This window comes from Photobacterium sp. AWH4_225 (assembly GCF_056158405.1).
Map to the genome: position 1 here is coordinate 2,040,673 of NZ_JBSWTF010000004.1, position 19,279 is coordinate 2,059,951.

Annotated in this window: 8 protein-coding genes and 2 pseudogenes; 4 read left to right on the top strand and 6 right to left on the bottom strand. The window is 47.0% G+C overall.

Annotated features, from left to right (window positions below):
- Positions 1-2 precede the first annotated feature (2 nt).
- Positions 3-1,340 (bottom strand): HlyD family type I secretion periplasmic adaptor subunit, encoded by a 1,338-nt coding sequence (locus ACXAD4_RS26340; protein WP_475244963.1) that lies wholly within the window; start codon positions 1,338-1,340, stop codon positions 3-5.
- 40 nt (positions 1,341-1,380) lie between these two features.
- The gene (locus ACXAD4_RS26345; RefSeq protein WP_475244964.1) at positions 1,381-1,713 is read right to left on the bottom strand and encodes an Hpt domain-containing protein; all 333 of its coding nucleotides are present in this window, start codon (positions 1,711-1,713) and stop codon (positions 1,381-1,383) included.
- Between the two features lie 875 nt (positions 1,714-2,588).
- On the opposite strand from ACXAD4_RS26345, the pseudogene ACXAD4_RS26350 reads away from it, so the two are divergent.
- From ACXAD4_RS26350 to iadA, 3 genes and pseudogenes are all read left to right on the top strand, one after another.
- A pseudogene (locus ACXAD4_RS26350) lies at positions 2,589-8,696 on the top strand (tandem-95 repeat protein); the annotation flags it as partial.
- Positions 8,697-9,500: 804 nt separating this feature from the next.
- A pseudogene (locus tag ACXAD4_RS26355) lies at positions 9,501-11,324 on the top strand (tandem-95 repeat protein); the annotation flags it as partial.
- 1,379 nt (positions 11,325-12,703) lie between these two features.
- Positions 12,704-13,855: a beta-aspartyl-peptidase gene (iadA, locus tag ACXAD4_RS26360; RefSeq protein WP_475244965.1), complete on the top strand. Its 1,152-nt coding sequence runs from the start codon at positions 12,704-12,706 to the stop codon at positions 13,853-13,855.
- A 154-nt stretch (positions 13,856-14,009) separates the two neighbouring features.
- Here iadA and ACXAD4_RS26365 read toward each other — a convergent pair whose 3' ends face one another.
- The 3 genes from ACXAD4_RS26365 to ACXAD4_RS26375 all read right to left on the bottom strand — a co-directional run bounded on the left by ACXAD4_RS26365 (position 14,010) and on the right by ACXAD4_RS26375 (position 16,410).
- Positions 14,010-14,366, bottom strand: a complete 357-nt coding sequence (locus ACXAD4_RS26365; protein WP_475244966.1) for a hypothetical protein — start codon at positions 14,364-14,366, stop codon at positions 14,010-14,012.
- Between the two features lie 218 nt (positions 14,367-14,584).
- Positions 14,585-15,523, bottom strand: coding sequence for a DUF3179 domain-containing protein (locus ACXAD4_RS26370; RefSeq protein ID WP_475244967.1), 939 nt, complete (start codon positions 15,521-15,523; stop codon positions 14,585-14,587).
- 95 nt (positions 15,524-15,618) lie between these two features.
- Positions 15,619-16,410 (bottom strand): AraC family transcriptional regulator, encoded by a 792-nt coding sequence (locus ACXAD4_RS26375; RefSeq protein WP_475244968.1) that lies wholly within the window; start codon positions 16,408-16,410, stop codon positions 15,619-15,621.
- 203 nt (positions 16,411-16,613) lie between these two features.
- Here ACXAD4_RS26375 and ACXAD4_RS26380 point away from each other — a divergent pair, with 203 nt between their 5' ends.
- On the top strand, positions 16,614-17,459 hold the full coding sequence (locus tag ACXAD4_RS26380; RefSeq protein WP_475244969.1) for an MBL fold metallo-hydrolase: 846 nt from the start codon (positions 16,614-16,616) through the stop codon (positions 17,457-17,459).
- Between the two features lie 47 nt (positions 17,460-17,506).
- Here ACXAD4_RS26380 and ACXAD4_RS26385 read toward each other — a convergent pair whose 3' ends face one another.
- Positions 17,507-19,276: a DUF1501 domain-containing protein gene (locus ACXAD4_RS26385; RefSeq protein ID WP_475244970.1), complete on the bottom strand. Its 1,770-nt coding sequence runs from the start codon at positions 19,274-19,276 to the stop codon at positions 17,507-17,509.
- Between the last annotated feature and the right edge of the window lie 3 nt (positions 19,277-19,279).

Below are 19,279 nucleotides of genomic sequence, written 5' to 3' on the forward strand. Positions count from 1 at the left end.
GGTTACCTCTCGTCAAATGCATCTTCCATGGCACTGACCACGGGTTTCAGGGCGTAATCAATGGCGTAGCGGGAGCCAGTTTTTATGTCGGCAGTAAATTCCATATAGGGCGAGAGGGTGTAGGTTGCCCCGCCGTTTTCCAGAAAATCTTTTTCAATTGCAATCTTGGCAACATAAAATTCGTTTTCTTCTTCTTGGTATGATGAACGGCTGATCGAGTCGATAGTGCCGCTGATAAAGCCATACTTGGCAAAGTTGTAGGTGTCGAACTTGAGTTTGACTTCTTGGCCGACCTCAACAAACCCCAAGTCTTTCTTGGCGATTTTCGCTTCGCCGTGCAGCGTATTATGAATCGGTGAGATATCCGCAATGCTTTCATTGGCAGGGATCACTGCCGATTTAAAATTGAAATGGATCTTGTCAACGATGCCGTCGATAGGCGAATACACCGTCAGGCGCTCGACTTTGTCGGTATGTTGGGGCAGCTGGGCTTTTTTCAGCGAGAGATCTTTTTCAAGCTGGTTAATTTGTGCTTGGTAACCAGCATTACGGTTAGCAATGGTGTCTTTTAATTGTTTCTCTAGGCGGGCAAACTGGAACTTCTCATTCATCACCGCTTCGGTTAGGTTTTCAATTTCCCTCACCATATTCGCTTCTTGTACTTGCATGTTGAGTACATCGATATAAGAGGCCATTTCTTCTTTGTAGAGGGTTTCTTTTATTGTCAGTTGTTTTTGGATCAAGCTAAGTTGCTTGCGCGAGCTGGCGATGCGCTTTTGCATCGAGTTGATAAGCTTCTGCTTGTGTTCGATATCCAATGCAATAAGCGCTTGGTTGGAGTTATTCTTCTGCGCTTCTTTTTGCCAGGACTCAGTGTATTGAGCGATTAGTTGGGGGAAGGTGGAATAAGCGGTGAAATCTGGCTCGGTATGATTGATCAGGGAAACATAGCGAAGAATATCCATCTCAAGGCTGGCGATATCCAGCGTTGCTGAATCTAGCTGGGTATTTCTATCTACCGAGCGCAAGCGGGCAATGGGTTGACCCGCGAAAACGTAATCCCCAGTCTTAACCAGCATGGCATCAAGGATCCCGCCTTCAAGATGTTGGACACGTTCGATATCCGAATCGAGTAGGATCTCACCCCTTGAGGAAACAACAATATCTATTCTTGCCTGTGCGGCAAGAACAATAAGCAGCAGTACCACAATAAACAGCAACAGCAACGACTTGTGTACCGTTGTCATAGCACTTTGGATATATACACTATCGTCGCTATCTTGCTCTTGGCTGTATTTTGCTTCCACAAGCGCATGCTTGATGTGCTTTTCTATTCCCATTGCATCGACTCCCTGAAGCAATGCCTATTCTAATCTAGAGTTAATTTGCCAGAGGCAGCGACTCAATTTGCGTGTTGACATTGGCGACTTCAGCCAGCATGTCATCAATAAGGTTCTTGGCAGGTAATTGCCCCTGTTTACAGAGCTGCTCAATGGTTTCTAGCTGCTGGGATGCATTGTCTTCGCACAATGTCAGCAAGACCCCTTTCAAAGAGTGTGCGGCTTGGTACAAGCCTTCAATATTGCTGCTAGCATATAATCCTGTTATCAGCTCGATATCCTCACCATGTTCTGCACTGTATAGGTCAAGGATCATAGACATCATATCTTCATCGCCATCCATGGCTTCGGTAAACGCGTTGTAATCAATCATCTCTTTGTCCCTAAATCGTTTTTCTTTCCAAGTCACTGATAAAAAATAGTTTGCTATCCATTATGTATGGTCTAGCCCATGCAGGAATACAAGGTGAAGTCACTAGCCAATATTTAATTTATTGATCAATATCTCATCATTAAAAAAACATGAAGTTCACAGTAAGTGTGCGTTATCTCTCTATTTTTTGATTTTGTTATAAATTCCTAGCTATCTGGTTGTCATTTCTCCTTATTTGAATCTATCCATAAAGTTAGAAAACTCTTAATTGTACAGAATGGCAGGCAATTGCACGGAGGCGCTTCATGGCTCAGGACAATCAAAATCAAGACCAACAAAATCCACTCAACAATGCGGTTGAGCATAATGCGACACCCGATAGCAATACCGATGAGCACCGTGCGCAGGATAGGCAAAACCAACAAAATACCATGGCTTCGACAACGGCCACGGGTGCTGATGCTGCCGAGCAAAATGATCAAGTCAATGGCCCTTCTAATCAGCCTGGTGCTGATAACGGAGAAGATGCTGGCGTGCAGCCCGTAGTAGAAGGTTCGGATTCAGAAAGCGGTGAACAGAGCCAAGGGCAATCAGCTGGTAATGGTGATGAACAATCAGCAGAGCCTGAGCAACAAGAAGGCGGCGGGGTTGATGGCGGAGGTGCGCCACAAGCGGTGGGAGGTGGGGCACAAAGAAATGCTCAACCTGAACAAGAAGAGCAGGGTAGAGCCGAGCAAAACGCCCAAGAGCAAGCCCAAGGCTCGGGAGGTAGTAGTGGTGGAACATCAGGGCAAATTGGTGGCCAGACACCTTTTGATACTGAAACTACCAGTGAAACCTTTCAGGTAGATGTCGCCGATACAACTACTAAGGAAATGGCCACTGACGGTGATTTTGATACTGAGACCAGCTCTGAGACTTTCGAAATTCAAGTGGATAATATCAATGATGAAGTTGTCATTGACTCCCAAGAGCAGCCAGCGTTTGAAGCCAATGAAGATGGCCAGATCGTTATTACTGAAGCGCAGCTACTTATCAATGCAAGTGATGTTGATGGTGATGATCTCAGTGTCCTTAACCTGTCTATTGCCAATGCCTCCTTTGAAACCCAAGTTGACCCTGAAAGCGGTGAGCGCTCCTTTGTTATAACCCCCAATGAAAATATCAATGGTGAGCTACAAATCAGCTTCGATGTCACGGATGGCCAAGGGAGCGAAGTCGCTTCTTCAGCGCTGTTAAGCGTAGCCGCTGTGAACGATGAAGTTGATATTGATACAAGCTCGCCGCTGGCGTTTGATACCCAAGAAGATAACCAAATCGTGATTACCGAGGATCAGCTGCTGGCTAATGCCAGTGATGTTGATGGCGATGAGCTTTCTGTGACCAATTTGAATATTGCAGATGCAACGTTCACGACGCAAGTTGACCCGGAGACAGGCGATAAGTCTTTTGTGATAACGCCTAACCAAGACGTTAACGGTGACTTGACGATCACTTTCGATGTCTCAGACGGGCAAGGTAGCGAAGTGGCCTCGAGTGCCACGTTGCAGGTAGAAGCAGTCAATGATGCGGTTATTGCTTCCGATGATGGTGCCAGCAGCCCAACTATCTCTACTTTTGGTGCATTCTCTGCTTCGCCAGCCAATGCTCAGCCGAACCCAGAAATACAAGTCGATGAGGATGCTCAGCTGGTTCTTCGGCCAGAAGACCTGCTGGCAAATGATACCGACGTTGATGGCGACACGCTGACCATCACCGAAGTAGCAGCCACTGCTGATACCCACGGCACCGTGGCGTTAGACGAAAGCGGCAATGTCGTCTTTATTCCTGAGCCTAACTACCATGGCTCGGCGACTTTTGAATACACAGTAACTGATGGTAACGGTACGTTTGATACAGCAACCGTAACGGTTGATGTTCAATCGGTTAACGATGAAGTGGTTGCCGCTGACGATGATCGCCTAAATGGCCTTGAGCCGCAGATCCGCCTTGATGCGGAGCCGGAATATGGCTCGGTTCAATATCTGGACTCGGAAGGTGAGTGGGTCGACATGCAGGTCGGCCAGGAATACCCGGCTGACACTCAAATGCAATTTGTGCCAGATACCGAAGATATCCAGGCCGGAACCCGCGATATTCAAGTTGGTAGTTTTGATGGTGACACATCAACCACGACTTTTGACGGGACAGCTCGGGTCGAGGATTGGGGTACAGTTGATGGTGATACCGCAGTTTATCAGGAAGACGGTGTCACTGTTACTACCCAGGTCAATACCGGCCAGCTTGCCGCTTGGAATGGATCTGGTAGCCATGTCGGTGCGGGTATAGGTAATGAAAGTCGTGAAGGGCTTGATACGAATGAAATGCTGACAGTGACTATAGAAGGTGAGGAGGTTAATCAGATCACCTTCCAGCTTGATGGATTGGGCGGCTATTTTGATGAAACTCATAGCCATGCAACAGAAGTGATCATTAAAGCCTATGATGAGCAAGGTAACTTGATTGATTCTCAAGGTGGCTACCGAGACTCTGGGGAGTACCAGGATACCTACGTATTCACTACAGATACTCCCGTCCACCACTTTACCCTAGGTACCACGGGAAGTGATGGAACTTACGTTGTGCAAAACATGACGATTTCCCGGACTGTGCCTGAAGAACTGCAAGTCACTACTATTCAGGCAGATGGTAGCGAAGTTACCAATACATTGCAGCTAGCCCTGAATCATAATACTGCCGATGAGAGCCTCAGCATCACCGAGCAGCTTATTGAAATCAATGGCGATATTCAGTCAAGACCCATTGAAGTCGAAGAAGATGGCCAGCTAGTAATCAGCCCATCAGATTTGCTGGCCAACGATACAGATGTCGATGGTGACACGCTGACCATTACTGAAGTGGCAGCCACCGACGATACTCACGGCAGCGTAGAGCTGGATGAAAGCGGCAATGTGGTGTTTACTCCGGCTGCCGACTATAACGGGCCGGCGTCGTTTGAATATACGGTCACCGATGGTAACGGCTCGTTTGATACTGCTACTGTGTCAGTCGATGTCACTGCTGTTAATGATGCTGCCGTTGTCGGTGATACCAGCATCGATGGCACCGAAGATACAGCGATTACCTTTACTCAGGACATGCTGCTGCAAAATGCCACTGATGTGGATAGCGATACCCTGACGGCGATAAACCTCCAGATTGATCCGCAATACGGTGCCTTGAAGGACAACGAAGACGGCACCTTTACCTTTACCCAGAAAGATGACTTCAATGGCGAAGTGCCCTTTACCTTTGATGTTGATGACAATGATGGCGCGGTGACCCCCGCTTCAGGTTCTCTTTCTGTTGAAGCAGTAGCTGATGCCCCAGAGCTATCGGTAACCGATGGCGAGAGTAATGCCATTCCGGGTAATGTACTCGATACGGATCCCGATGATGTTATTGAACTGAATATTGCTGCCAGCTTAACGGATCAGGATCTGTCAGAAACACTCAGTGTGACCATTGATGGCGTGCCTGAAGGCGGGGTTATTAAGTTTGATGGCCAGGCAGTACTTGATGCCCAGGATAATGGCTTAACAAGCTATGCAGATACTGACGTGACAGTAACCTTCGCAGGAGAAGGCGCTGGGTTTAAGAATTCGGTTGGTTATTACCGTATCGACGAAGAGGGCAATATCTCGGATGTCGAGCTGGTTTACGAAAATGCCTCTCAGGTCAGAGGCGGTGGCGATTTGTTACCAGGAGAATCATCGTTTAGTTTCGAGTTGGAACAAGGCGAGAGTTTTAATATTTTCGTTATCCCTAACGGCTTTCATAAAAATGATTTTGATGGCTTGGGAGAGGGGGTATTTGAGTTCCGAGACCAAGAAGGTAATCCTGCCTCTATGTCATCAACGGATCCACAATTGGTCTTTGTGGGTGATGATGGTTCCGAAACGATTATTCGCAGCCAGTTTGGTGATGCTATTTTCCATGGCGGTAGCAGCGAAAACCTTAATCAGGATAATTTCCAACACACCCACACCACGCTTAATGATGATGGGCAGATAGTCTACGGGATAGAAGACTGGTTGGGAGGCGGAGACCGCGATTACGATGACTTTATGTTCACCATTGATATGGGAGAAGAAAACAGCAATATCTTCCGTGGAGAAATCCTTTCTGACGGTGAGACACCAATCGTGCTGCCGTCTGTAGCCATCGAAGAGGCTATTCAGCTGCAACTACCTGAAGACTTCAATGATGAGTTTGATCTGGTGGTTGAGGCAACTTCAACTGAACGGTCAAACAATGATGAGGCAACCACAACCCAGACTATACACGTTGATGCAAGGGAGTTTGCCCCAGAGGTAACAGGCCCTGCTGCTGCATCGACGGATGAAGATACGACCATCACCATCACGCAGGATGATTTGTTGGCGAATGCTTCAGATGCTGACGGCGATGCGCTGGTTGCCCAGAATGTAACGACCAATCACCCGGATGTCGTGGTTGTTGATAACGGCAATGGCAGTTTTGATATTACGCCGCCACAAGACTTCCATGGAGACATCTCACTGTCTTTCGAGATTACAGACGGTGAATTTACTACTCCTACCCAGATGATGTTGACGGTCGATCCTGTCAATGATGCCGTTGTCGCCCAAGATGACAGTACGTTGCCAAGTGGTGAAGGGCCTGCTATTGCAACATTTGGAGCGCCTTCTTCAATAGACAGTAATGCCATTGAAGTCGAAGAAGATGGCCAATTGGTAATCAGCCCTTCCGACTTGCTAGCCAATGATACTGATGTCGATGGTGACACGCTGACTATTACTGAAGTGGCTGCCACCGACGATACTCACGGCAGCGTGGAGCTGGATGAAAGCGGCAATGTGGTCTTTACCCCTGCGCCTGACTATAACGGACCGGCGTCGTTTGAATATACCGTCACCGATGGCAACGGCTCGTTCGATACTGCTACTGTGTCAGTCGATGTCACTGCTGTTAATGATGCTGCCGTTGTCGGTGATACCAGCATCGATGGCACCGAAGATACAGCGATTACCTTTACGCAGGACATGCTGCTGCAAAATGCCACTGATGTGGATAGCGATACCCTGACGGCGATAAACCTCCAGATTGACCCACAATACGGTGCCTTGAAGGACAACGAAGACGGCACCTTTACCTTTACCCCGAAAGATGACTTCAATGGCGAAGTGCCCTTTACCTTTGAGGTCGATGACAATGATGGAGCAGTGACGCCCGCCTCGGGAACACTCGATGTTGCAGCGGTTAATGATGTCCCCGTTTTCGCCGAGACGTCATATACCATTGCTGAAGATGGCTCGATTACCCTCTCCGAGGCGTCGCTGCTGGAGAATGTCACTGATGTCGATAATGATGTGCTGAGCGTGACCAATATCAGCGTTGAAGGCAATGGCACGGTAACCCGTGATGACGAGAGCGGAGATTGGACTTTCACCCCTGATGCAGACTACAGCGGTGATGCTGCGCTCAAAATTACCGTTAATGATACCAAGGTTGATGCAATATTCACCGCACCGGTGACGATTGCGCCTGAGGCTGATGAGCCATCGTTGACCGTATCGCTGACTGATATGAGCCTGATAGATTTTGGGCTTGGCCAAGATACAGCCCTGACCGGTTGGCATACCGACAATGTCAATAACCATATCGAAATCCACCAGGATTATGTCTACGGCGTGGGCGATAACCGTGGCGGGGTGATTGAGCTTGAAGCCAACCGCGGCGATGAATCCAATCTTTACACCAACCTAGATGTCAAAGCGGGTGAAGTAGTTACACTTGAATTTGATATGTCGGCGCGTAAAAACCACGAGGGTGAAGATTCTCAGGTCGATATTTACTTCGAAGGCCAGTTGATCGATTCACTGGCACCGGATGAAATAGGCTGGAACCATTACAGCTACCAGTTTACTGCGACGACGGATAATCCAAAGCTCGAGTTCGATTCACCGGATGATAACAGTCTAGGCGGCATTTTGGACTCCATCACCGTCGTGAAAGAGGTGACGGAAGACTTACCGACGCCACTCAATATCGACGCCGCGCTGAGTGATACCGATGGCTCTGAATCGCTGGCTTCGCTGGTGGTGGATGGTTTGCCCGATGGCGCGGTACTGACTGACGGTGACAATACCTTCACCGCAGATGGCGATGATAACAGCGTTGATATCAACGACTGGGATTTGAGCCTGTTGACCTTCCAGGGGGGCGAGAATTTCCATGGCCCGGTATCCCTGACGGTCACTGCGACTGCAATCGAAGATGCGACGGCGGACAATGACACGCCTGAAACGGCCTCGACAACAGCAACGCTGGATTTCAATGTCGTACTCGTCAATGATGCAGTGGTTATCGATGCGAATAGCCCGCTGCAATTCAATACTGATGAAGATACCCAGATAGTGATCACCGAAGCGGCATTGCTGGCTAATGCCAGCGATGTTGACGGTGATGATCTGTCGGTAGTTAACCTCAATATTGCCAATGCCTCGTTTACCACCGTGGTTGACCCTGAGACAGGCGATAAGTCTTACGTAGTTACGCCAGACCAGAATGTGAATGGTGATTTGGCGATAAGCTTCGATGTCACCGATGGTGAAGGCAGCCAAGTGGCTTCAGGAGCGACACTGCAGGTCGCAGCCGTTAATGATGGACCTGAAGTCAGTGCAAATTTGGCTTATACCATCGATGAAGATGGCACCATTACACTGTCCCAAGAGCAGCTGTTGGCGAATGCGTCGGACGTCGATGGCGATAAGTTGACCGCTGAAAACCTTCAGCTTGATGCTGATGGAACGGTAGAGCGTAATGAAGATGGTTCATACACCATTACGCCGGATGAAAACTTCAACGGTGAGCTGAAGCTGACCTTCGATGTCACGGATGGCCAGGAAACGGTGGTAACCGGTTTGGATCTCACGGTGAACTCAGTCAACGACGAAGTTATCGCTGCTGATGACAGTCGTATGTCTGCCCAAGAGCCGCAAATTCGACTGGAGGCAGCACCAGAGCATGGCACGGTCCAATGCATGAATGCTGACGGTGAATGGGAAGACATGGTTGTCGGCCGGGAGTACCCCGCAGATGCCCAAGTACAGTTTGTCCCAGATACTGACGACGTCCAGGCTGGTACCCGCGATATCATGGTGGGTAGCTTTGATAATGACACCTCGACAACGGTATTTGACGGCACCGCCAACGTTGATGACTGGGGCACAGTTGATGGCAACAAGGCTGTGTATCAAGAAGATGGCGTTACCATTACAACCGAAGTCAGCAAGGGGGATTTGGCTGCGTGGAATGGGGCTGGCAGCCATAAAGGGGCTGGAATTGGTAACGACAACAAGAACGGCTTGAGCGGTGATGAATACCTCACGGTGACGGTAGAAGGGGAGGATGTCAATCAGATCACCTTCCAGCTTGATGGCTTGGGTGGCTATTTTGATGAATCAAGTCGTCAGGCAACAGAAGTGATTATTCAGGCTTTTGATGCTGAAGGTAACCTCATTGATAGCCAAGGTGGGTTCCGTGAATCGGGTGAGTATCAAGATACCTATGCGTTCACCACGGATGTACCGGTACATCACTTTACATTGGGTACAGAGGGCGGCAACGGGACCTATGTTGTCCAGAATATGACAGTATCCCGCACCATGTCTGATGAAATTCAGCTGACCACAATTCAGGGCGATGGTAGTGAAGATACCAATATCCTTGCTTTGGATCTCAACCACAACAAGGCTGATGAGCCGATGGATGTCACCGAGCAATTGGTGGATATCCAACAAGGTATTACTAGCCGGGCAATAGAAGTGGAAGAAGATGGTCAGTTGGTCATTGCCCCTTCAGATCTGCTTGCCAATGATACCGATGCAGATGGTGACGTGCTCACTATTACAGCGGTTGAAGCGACAGATGATACCCACGGGACGGTAGAACTGGATGAGGACGGCAATGTTGTCTTTACCCCGGCTCCTGATTACAACGGGCCGGCATCATTCACATATTCCGTTACAGATGGCAATGGTTCATTTGACACCGCAACCGTATCTGTCGATGTTAAACCCGTAGAAGATCTTCCTCAGGCGCCGACACTAACCTTTGATGTCAATGAAGATCAAATATTGGAAATTGATCCGGCATTTATTCTTTCTCAAGCATCAGATGCCGATGGCGATAAATTGTCATTGGAAAGCCTGTCGTTGAAGCTGCCGCCGACAGGCAACCTGCAGCTACAGCAGGATGGCATGTATCATCTGATCACGCCGCCAGATTTCAATGGTTTGATTGAGTTGGATTACGCTATCTCAGATGGCGATGATGTGGTGGATGGTTCGCTGAAAGTGGATGTGGTGCCAGTTAATGACGCGCCTTTCAATGGCGGGAATGCGCACCTGACGACGTATGAAGATGGCGCCTTTACCTTCAAAGCTGAAGATATGCTCGATCTGTTCGGTGATGTAGACGGTGACGAATTAGTTGTATCCCGAGTGATTACCGTTGAAGGCGAAGAGGCGGGTGACGTCGAGAAAAATGAAGACGGCAGTTGGACTTTTACGCCGGCGGATGATTATTCCGGTACGGCAGAGTTACAGGTTGAAGTCAGTGACCCTAATGGGGCGACAACGGTAATGGATGTACCTGTGTATATTCGCCCGGTCGCTGATGGAGCAGTGATCACCACTGATCATGATGGGCCTTTGGTTTTTGATGAAGACACAACCGGGCTGCTGGGGCTAAATGTCGATATGCTCGATACTTCCGAGCAGCTAAGTCATTTGGTGATTACAGGCTTCCCGGTCGGCTTTGTTGTTACTGATGGTGACAACACCATTACTATCACGGAGCCCGGGCAGGTTATCGATGTCACAACTTGGAGCTTTGATGATTTGTCATTAACTCCGCCGGATGATTTCACGGGTAGTTTCTTTATTACCGTGTCAGCGACCACGGCAGACTATGGAGAAGAATCATCGAATACAATGCCTGAGGCTACTGAAGCTTATGCCGATTTCGATACCGCTCAAGGTGAGTCACTACTGTTAACAATGGACGACTTGCTGGACATGGCCGAAGGGGTGGAGACAACCGATGGTGATTCGGTTCAGGGTGTTCATCTGATAGATCGCTCTCAGGGCGAGCTGGTTGATAATGGTGATGGAACTTGGTCATTTACGCCAGCAGAAGGTGAAGAAGGGCCAGTCGATTTCGCCTACCAGGTGAATCAAGGCGGCAACTTGGTGGATGTGCAAAGCAGTATTGCTGTTACGGAGTCTGAAGCTCAGGAAAGTAATAATAGTGCGCCTACAGTGGATCATATTGCCACCACTGAGCTTGGCTCGGGTAATGAATTGAGCTTCACCGATGCTGATATGTTAGGGCAGTTGTCTGATACGGAGAATGATCAACTAAGTATTGAATCTGTCCAAGTGGTTGGAGGACAGGGGGTACTTGAGACCAATAGTGAAGGACAATATACCTTTACCCCTGCAGAAGGCTTTGCTGGGCAGGCTCAAATTGCCTTTATTGCCACTGACGGCAATAGCTCTATTCAGTCTCATTTCAACGTTGAGGTAGCAGAGCCGGAACCTTCTGAATTTATGCTCGATGAAATGGGTTCATTAACTCTCACTCAGGAAGATTTGCTAAGTGAGCTGAGCTTGGGCGATGAGTCGGCCATTACCGCTGTTGATTATCATGGCGATCAAGGCACGCTTATCCAAGATGGTGATGAATGGGTATTCTGGAGTGATGATGACTTTACCGGTCAGCTGCCTCTTGAAGTCACTTCATCAGACGGAGAAACAACAGCCGTTCACCAGTTATCATTGGATGTCGATGAGTACCAAGACCCAGACAGTCAGCCAGAAGTGGCTGAATCACAGCAGGGGGATAGTCAGGGTATGGATACCCAAACAACAACACTGGAACAGTCTGATGATGCCCAGCAAGACGGTGGAGAGACTGACAGTGATATCACTGCAGCTCCGGGGAATAATGTTCATTTCGAAGTGCCTGATGAAATAGCGAGTAACCCTGATGTGGAACAGGTGGAGATAAGCGATCTTCCTGATGGGGCAACGATTGCCAATGCGCTACTCAATGATGATGGTTCTTATACCGTCAGTGGAAACCTATCAAAGCCACTGCTTATGAAGTTATCGGATGAATTTGAAGGTGAAGCGACGCTGCAGTTTGAGGGTCAATCTGATTTAGGTGCTGCAATAGATGGAGCCTCAGGGTCACTAACGATGGATGTCTCCGAAGAATATGCGATGCAAGGTAATAAGGGGGGTAACCCTAATCAACCGGCTATGCAAGACGAGAATGGGCAAAATGGGGATTGGACCCAAGGTGATAATACAAATCAAGGCGTAGATGCTATGGATGACAGTTCATCGTATGATAATGATGCTTCGGGAACACAACAGGATGATTCGCCAGTGATGGATGAGAATATATAAATTGTCCTATACCGGGTAACTTGATGTTACTTGGAGCTATAAATTAAGCAAGCCAGTCTGTTGCTGGCTTGTTTTATTTTATGGTAATTATGGTTAATACTAAAACAAACACACAGTTTGAAATTATTTAAATATTTGATCGTTATATTCAATGCACTAATTGGCTTTCTTATGCATTTTTTGCATGATGAAGCCATATTTGGCATTTCACAATATTAGTGAGAAATATGATTATTCGGTTACTTTATTATTAGTGTTAATGAGTTAGACAAATAACTTAATAACAACTTTAGATAACTCGAAAACTTAATTGCTTTAGGAAATATCATAGTGGCATAACATGCATTTTTAACTAATATCATTATTTGTGACTAATATAGAATAAATTACGATGAAAATCGCATCTGCTAAGTAACAATGATATTAATGATTGATGAGAATAGAATTAAAAATGTGATGAGATTAAGAATTATATAATAGGAAATAAAAGAATGACGCATCTTACCCTGATCAAAAATGCCAATGTATATGCTCCAGACTCTCTGGGCGTAAAAGATGTATTGGTGGCGGGTAACAAAATTGTTGCCATCGAAGATAACTTGAATGTGAGTGGGCTGGGCACACAAGTAAACACCATCGATGCCGCGGGCAAATTGATGATCCCCGGTATCATAGATCAACATGTGCACCTAACAGGTGGGGGCGGTGAAGGTGGGTTCAGTAGCCGTACACCATCAATCACTTTTTCGAAATTGATCAAAGCAGGTATCACCTCCGTTGTCGGTGTGATGGGTACTGATGGCTCGACGCGATCGCCACAGGATCTGTTTGCAAAAGTGATGGGTTTACGGGCAGAAGGGCTTTCTGCCTGGATGCATACTGGCTCTTACCAAGTGCCAACGGTGACTCTAACAAACAGTATTCGGGATGATCTCGTGTTTCTTGAGCCAGTACTGGGTGTGAAAATCGCTATTGCCGATCACCGAGGCTCGTTCCCTTCAACCGACGAGCTATTGCGAATTACCTCTGATGTCCGGATGGGGGCAATGCTTGCGGGTAAGAAAGGGGTACTTCATATGCACATGGGCGGCTTGCCTGACCCATTCAAGCAAATTAATGAGCTCGTAGAGCTCGGCATTCCACACAGTAACTTTTCCCCGACCCACGTAGCAAGAACAATCCCGCTTTTTGAAGAGGCTGCAAGCTTCGCTAAAGCTGGCGGTGTGATGGACATTACCTCTGGTGGTAGTTGCGCCTTCAACGATCCCGGTGAAGCTGTATTTGCCGCTTTGGAAGCTGGCGTACCTTCAGAGCGAATTACAATCAGCTCGGATGGTAATGGTAGCCTGCCAAAATTCAACGAGGCAGGGGAGATGATCACCATCACTGCTGCAGCTGTTGATTCGAATATTAAGTTGCTTCGTACCTTAATTGACCGCGGTTTAGATATCGGACAAGCAAGTGCCATGATGTCTGAAAATGTTGCGAAATCATTGGGCATTAATAAAGGTGAAATAGCACTGAACAGCGATGCGGATTTCTTATTGCTTGACGATAATCTTGATATTGATTCAGCATTTTCAATGGGAAGAGCAATTATCTCAGGAAAAGAACAACTTGTAATTGGTAACTTTGAAGAGTAGCACTTTACTCTAAATCGAAGGTTTGATTGTTATTCAATATAAAGGGCAGGTTAATTTCTCTGCTCTTTATATATCTACTCTTCAAGTTTTACGTTTTTACAAGTTAATAGCCGCTGGAAAATAATAAGATTAAATATTCTTGCGATTTAGCTGTTCAATAATTATTGTAACGGTTTGTTTTATTATAAAAATATACTTCCCATGTCGTCTTCTTAAGTTTCTCTCTTGTTGCTGGTGTTGTTAATGCCTGTGCGGGGGCTGCAAATGTATCACCGGTATCAGTGGTTGTCCGTACAGCGATTTCAATGATAGGGGGAATTCTTACTCTGCTGATCATGACTATGATGTTGATGTAATAACCCCAATCTTTTCTATCCTCATGTATGAACAAGCCAGCATTTCTGCTGGCTTGCTCTTTTCTAGTTTTTATTGAGCGACTTTTTGAAGGCTTCCATAAGGAAAATGGGATTAGAATCGAAAAACCACACGTATAACTTGCGTCCAGCCCCATAGGCTGAAGCCGATCACTGTGGATAAGAATAACGTAGGAAAAATCATATCAATCATAGTTGTAAAACCTAGCTTTGAGTTGTTATTTTGGTTTTATTGTCTATATTTATTGGTTTTTAATAAAGTAAAGTCCTGCTTTGGGGTTCGTTTTTGTGATATGCAACTAAGATCGATGGTTTGTGAGCTTTGGTGAGTATTTAAGTGTGTGTTTTTTGAACGCTATCGCGCTTTATACACTTCGGTATTAGGATAAAAAGCATACCAGGCAAACCAGTAAAGTAGAGTGCTGGGTAACTCCTCTTCTTGGCTGTTGGTTAAATGGGCTGATTGATTTTGAGCATCCCAATGAACGGTTAACGTCTGCTGTTCGAAGGTGTGGCTAAAAGTCGATTTTCCGTTCTTTTTTAATTCAGTGAAAGGAAAGGCAATGACGCCATTTCGCCCTTTGTAACCCATAACTGTTTCTTTTGAGCTGTAAACTGACGGGGCTTGGTTGGCTACGGGGAAGTAAAGCCGTGGAGTGCGGCTGTAGCCTGCATAGGGATCATGTTGGTAATCACGCTTGTAGCCGGTCTTCGTTGATAACACCAATGTATTTGGGTGCATTTGTTGCCACTTTCCCCAGCGCGTTAAGGTAAGTGGGTATTGGGTTAATTTTTTGCCTTTGGACTGGCCTGACACTGCCGAACCTTTGATTTGTGACCACAAGGACTCGGTTTGATGGTCATACATCAGAACATCAGAGTTATATAACAAACCGGATACCCCAAAAGTTAGGGCTCGACCGCTTACCATGGACGAAAAAGCCATTCCCGAGCCACATAACGGGCAGTAACTGACGATAAAGCGTTTGCCGTCAATTTGATCATTCACTATCTCGTGCCAATTTAAGATCTTGATGGGGTAGGCTCGGTATTTCCCATTTATTGCTATGCCTAGGATAGGATCCCTAGTGGATAAAAAGTTCGCCTTATCGGCTGGGACAAACTTGGGGTGAAGAATGGCGGGGATCCCGTCTTTGCCCGGTCCGCCAGAAAGAAATTCTTCGGCTGGAATGCTGGTATTGGATAGATTAAAGCCGTTAAGCGATGCGGCTTGCATGCTTAACGGCAAAGTGAAGATAAGTCCATATAAAAGAATAACAATGAGCTGTTTCATCTATCCCCTCCAACGCGCTTCAGATATACAGACCGCAGTGGTAGGGGAAACTTTCAATTACCTTGCCGGAACTATCAGAAAATAGTTATCACAATTTATTCTTTACTGGCAAAGAAGCGCTGGCGGTACTGCTCTGGCGTGCAGTGGGCATGTCGCTTAAAAAGGGTGATGAAAGGGGATGCTTGGTGATATCCCAAGGTCAATGCCACTTCCTTCACAGAAGACCCTTTACGCAATAAGTGCAAAGAATAGAGGAACTTGCGCCGTTGTCGCCACTCGGTAAAGCTCATCCCGAGTTTATCCTGGCAATGCCTGGCCAGCGTTCTTTCCGTGGTGTGCAGAACTTCAGCCCAGTCCTTTAGGGCTTTCTCTGACATTGGATTGCGCTCAAGCTCAGTTAGGATAGGCTTAAGCAACTTGTCGTTACTACTTGGCAAGAACTGCTCGTGCTCTTTCGCTTGGTAGACTTGATCAAGCAACACGCTGATCAACCTTTTATCCTGCTCCGATTCTGCCACTGTTAGCTGGCGGGCTTTGAGATCATTGATGATCGCTTCCATGATTGGGCTAACTTCCAATAAACAGGGGTAATCGGGAAGTGGGGCAGCCAAAGGGTGGGTAATATTCATCGAGCAATAGTTGAGGCTTCGCCTCATAAAGCTCTCATGTTCGATCCCTGCAGGAACCCATACCGCGTATTGTGAAGGTGACAAGAATCGCTTCTTCTCTGCCCTGAGTTCTAGGATACCACCGTTGATAATTTGCAACTGTCCCCAAGGGTGGCTATGGCTTGGTGTCGTTGTGTTCGGTAGAAACACCTCATGGCCGAAAAAAATCTCTCCGGGTGGATTGTCGTTATCAAAAAGCGGTTGGTAGATTTTCTTCATTGTATCCTTGGGGTTAGAGCATATAGATAAAGTTCGCGTGGTATTTACAGTAATCGTGCTGAAGCTGTAAGGCAATCATTACATCGTTGCGGCTAAAGCTTAATATAAATAGCGTCACTAAAAGAGCCTCAGAAACTGGCTAAAATTAACTGTGACTAGATTGGCTGACAGCTTGCTCTTGTCATAAAGCAGGAGGGTAGACGATGACGGTTTCTGTTGAGGCATTCTTCCATAGCTCTACATCAACACTAAGCTATGTGGTGTTTGATATGGCGGGTGGGCACTGTGCAGTGATTGATAGTGCTCTGGATTTTGATTTGTCTTCCGGTGTTGTAAGTACAGAGCTTGCCGATACCATTATTGAATATATCAGGTCAAACCAACTGACTCTGGATTGGATAGTAGAAACCCACGCCCATGCAGATCACCTAACTGCTGCGAGTTATATCAAATCTAAGCTTGGTGGCAAGATTGGTGTTGGGCGACATATTGTTGATGTACAAGCTGCATTTAAATCTGTGCTGGGTATAGATGATTTTCACTTCAACGAAAGTGGTTCATTTGATCATTATTTTGAAGACAAAGAAGAGTTTGCCATTGGCCAGCTTACTGCAACCGTTTTGGAAACGCCGGGACATACCAGTGACAGTGTCACCTATGTAATAAATCAAAATGCGTTTATTGGTGATACTTTGTTTATGCCTGATTTCGGCTCAGCCCGCTGTGACTTTCCTGGTGGGAGTCCAAAGCAGTTATTCGATAGCATTCAGCGAATTTACTCTCTAGCTGATTCGACTCGTTTGTGGGTTTGTCACGACTATCAACCCGGCGGTAGGGAGTTGATGTATCAGACCACCGTCGGTGAGAGTAAATCAGACAATATTCACATTAGAAGTGAAACACTCGAAACCGAGTTCGTTGAATTTAGAAGTGAACGAGACAAGCAGTTAAATGTCCCTAAATTGCTATATCCTTCGGTGCAGGTAAATATTTTGGCAGGTAAGTTGCCTGAAGGATTTATTAAAATACCAGTATCTAAAACGTTTTGACTTTTTACTATGAAAAGAAAGGGCTTGGTAGCCCTTTCCTATATCACTCAGTTACCCCAGATTTCAATTTCACGGAAGTTATTCCACCCAACCCATCGCCCACCGGCGGGATCATTATTTCCGTTACAGGTGAGCTGAACGTATTTCACGTTTGTTGCTGAAACAGGGAAGCCGATTAGTGCCGAGGTATCTCCTGGAGTCGTAATATTGCTGACGGTTGTGAAGTTGATACCATCCTCACTCACTGCAATATCGACAAAATATTGCCGCACATCACCTTTTTGCTGGGACCATTTTACCTCTGATATTGTTGCAGAATTCGTAAGCTCTAGAGTATAGGTAATGCCGAGCCCATGTGCTGTCCAGCGCGTTGTGTCATCGCCGTCAACGGCCATCTCTGGAGTATGATCAACACGGGTTTCAGAGGCGAAAACACTGGCAATGGCTAATTTCTCAGGGATTGCCGGTGGTTGGGTGGCATCGCCGAGAAAGCCAAGATACCGACTGGGAAACGGGTTGCTGTTAGCGGGGTTCAGGCTCGGGAAAATATAGTCGACACTGTTGTCGGACAAGCCGAACCATTTACACAGCGTTGCGGCCATCTGCTCGGAAGAGGTGGATGGAATGAACTTGTTACCCGTTGCGTCTTGCCCATCGGTGGGGATGAATTCTGGCAGTGTGCCATAGGTAACCCCGCCGTTGATAGCCCCACCCATAACGAGTTGGTTACTGCCCCAGCCATGGTCGGTACCACGGTTGCTGTTATTGGCAATGGTTCGGCCAAAATCTGACATGGTGAAAGTGACGACTTTATCTTGCAGGCCTTCTGCTTCTAGTGAGCGATAAAATGCACTCAATGCGCTGTCAATTTGGGCTAGCAGGTTATCATGCTTGCCACGCTGGTTTCCGTGGTTATCAAATCCGCCAAGGCTGATAAAGAATACTTGGCGCTGGTGGTTGAGTTGCTCACTGGCCTGAATCATACGTTTCACCATGCGGCACTGGCTGCCTAGGTAACTGGCAGGGATGGTTTCATCTTCAGGGAAGTTGTTCATCACAGAATCAAGTTCAGCCTGGAAATCAATCACACCTTTGAGGCGAGAAAGATATTCTTGTGAGAATAAAGAGCCGTAAGGCTGGTCTACCAGTTTGATGAAGTTGTTATTCACTGCATTGGAGTGGCCGAGCGCATCCATTGCCCGAACCCCATCACTGCTGATGCGCAAGTCTTGGCTGTTTTGTCCCCCCAATAATTCATTACCTGAGAGCGAGAGGCTTTCCGAGACTGTTGCAGATTCGTTCGGCAGCAAATCCATCATCATGCCAGCCCAGCCATAAGAGTGGTATTCAGACGTGTTCCATGCTATTTGCCACGCCGATTGCTGTTTGTTGTGCGCGCCAAGGTTTGAAGGCTTTTTAACACTGTTGATATTTCCTTTATTGGTAGGTTCCAGCAAGGTGCCGACATTAACGACAGCAGTGGCCTTTTGTTCTGCCATTAACTGGGCGATGTTAGGCATGCTGCTATTGATGGCGGTTGCCTGCCCAGATGCAGTCGGCGGTATCGATAGCATCTCAGCGGCAGAAAGATGGATGTCCGGTCTGGCGTTGACATAATTATCATAGTTAACACCAGAGGCGGGCATGATCATATTGAAAGAGTCGTTGCCGCCATATAGGAATAGGCAGACCAGCGCCTTGTAGTCATCGCTACCAGCGGCAAAGGCATTGCTGGGAAGAGTCAAAGATAATGGCAATGCTGAAGATGCAGTTGCAATGGCTGAGCCTTTTAAGAATTGTCGACGTGAAATGCTCATAGT

What these genes read in the sequence shown, in the direction of transcription:
- ACXAD4_RS26340 (WP_475244963.1), bottom strand. Translation starts at nt 1,340, where the DNA reads ATGGGAATAGAAAAGCACATCAAGCATGCGCTTGTGGAAGCAAAATAC.
- ACXAD4_RS26345 (WP_475244964.1), bottom strand. Translation starts at nt 1,713, where the DNA reads ATGATTGATTACAACGCGTTTACCGAAGCCATGGATGGCGATGAAGAT.
- iadA (WP_475244965.1), top strand. Translation starts at nt 12,704, where the DNA reads ATGACGCATCTTACCCTGATCAAAAATGCCAATGTATATGCTCCAGAC.
- ACXAD4_RS26365 (WP_475244966.1), bottom strand. Translation starts at nt 14,366, where the DNA reads ATGGGGCTGGACGCAAGTTATACGTGTGGTTTTTCGATTCTAATCCCA.
- ACXAD4_RS26370 (WP_475244967.1), bottom strand. Translation starts at nt 15,523, where the DNA reads ATGAAACAGCTCATTGTTATTCTTTTATATGGACTTATCTTCACTTTG.
- ACXAD4_RS26375 (WP_475244968.1), bottom strand. Translation starts at nt 16,410, where the DNA reads ATGAAGAAAATCTACCAACCGCTTTTTGATAACGACAATCCACCCGGA.
- ACXAD4_RS26380 (WP_475244969.1), top strand. Translation starts at nt 16,614, where the DNA reads ATGACGGTTTCTGTTGAGGCATTCTTCCATAGCTCTACATCAACACTA.
- ACXAD4_RS26385 (WP_475244970.1), bottom strand. Translation starts at nt 19,276, where the DNA reads ATGAGCATTTCACGTCGACAATTCTTAAAAGGCTCAGCCATTGCAACT.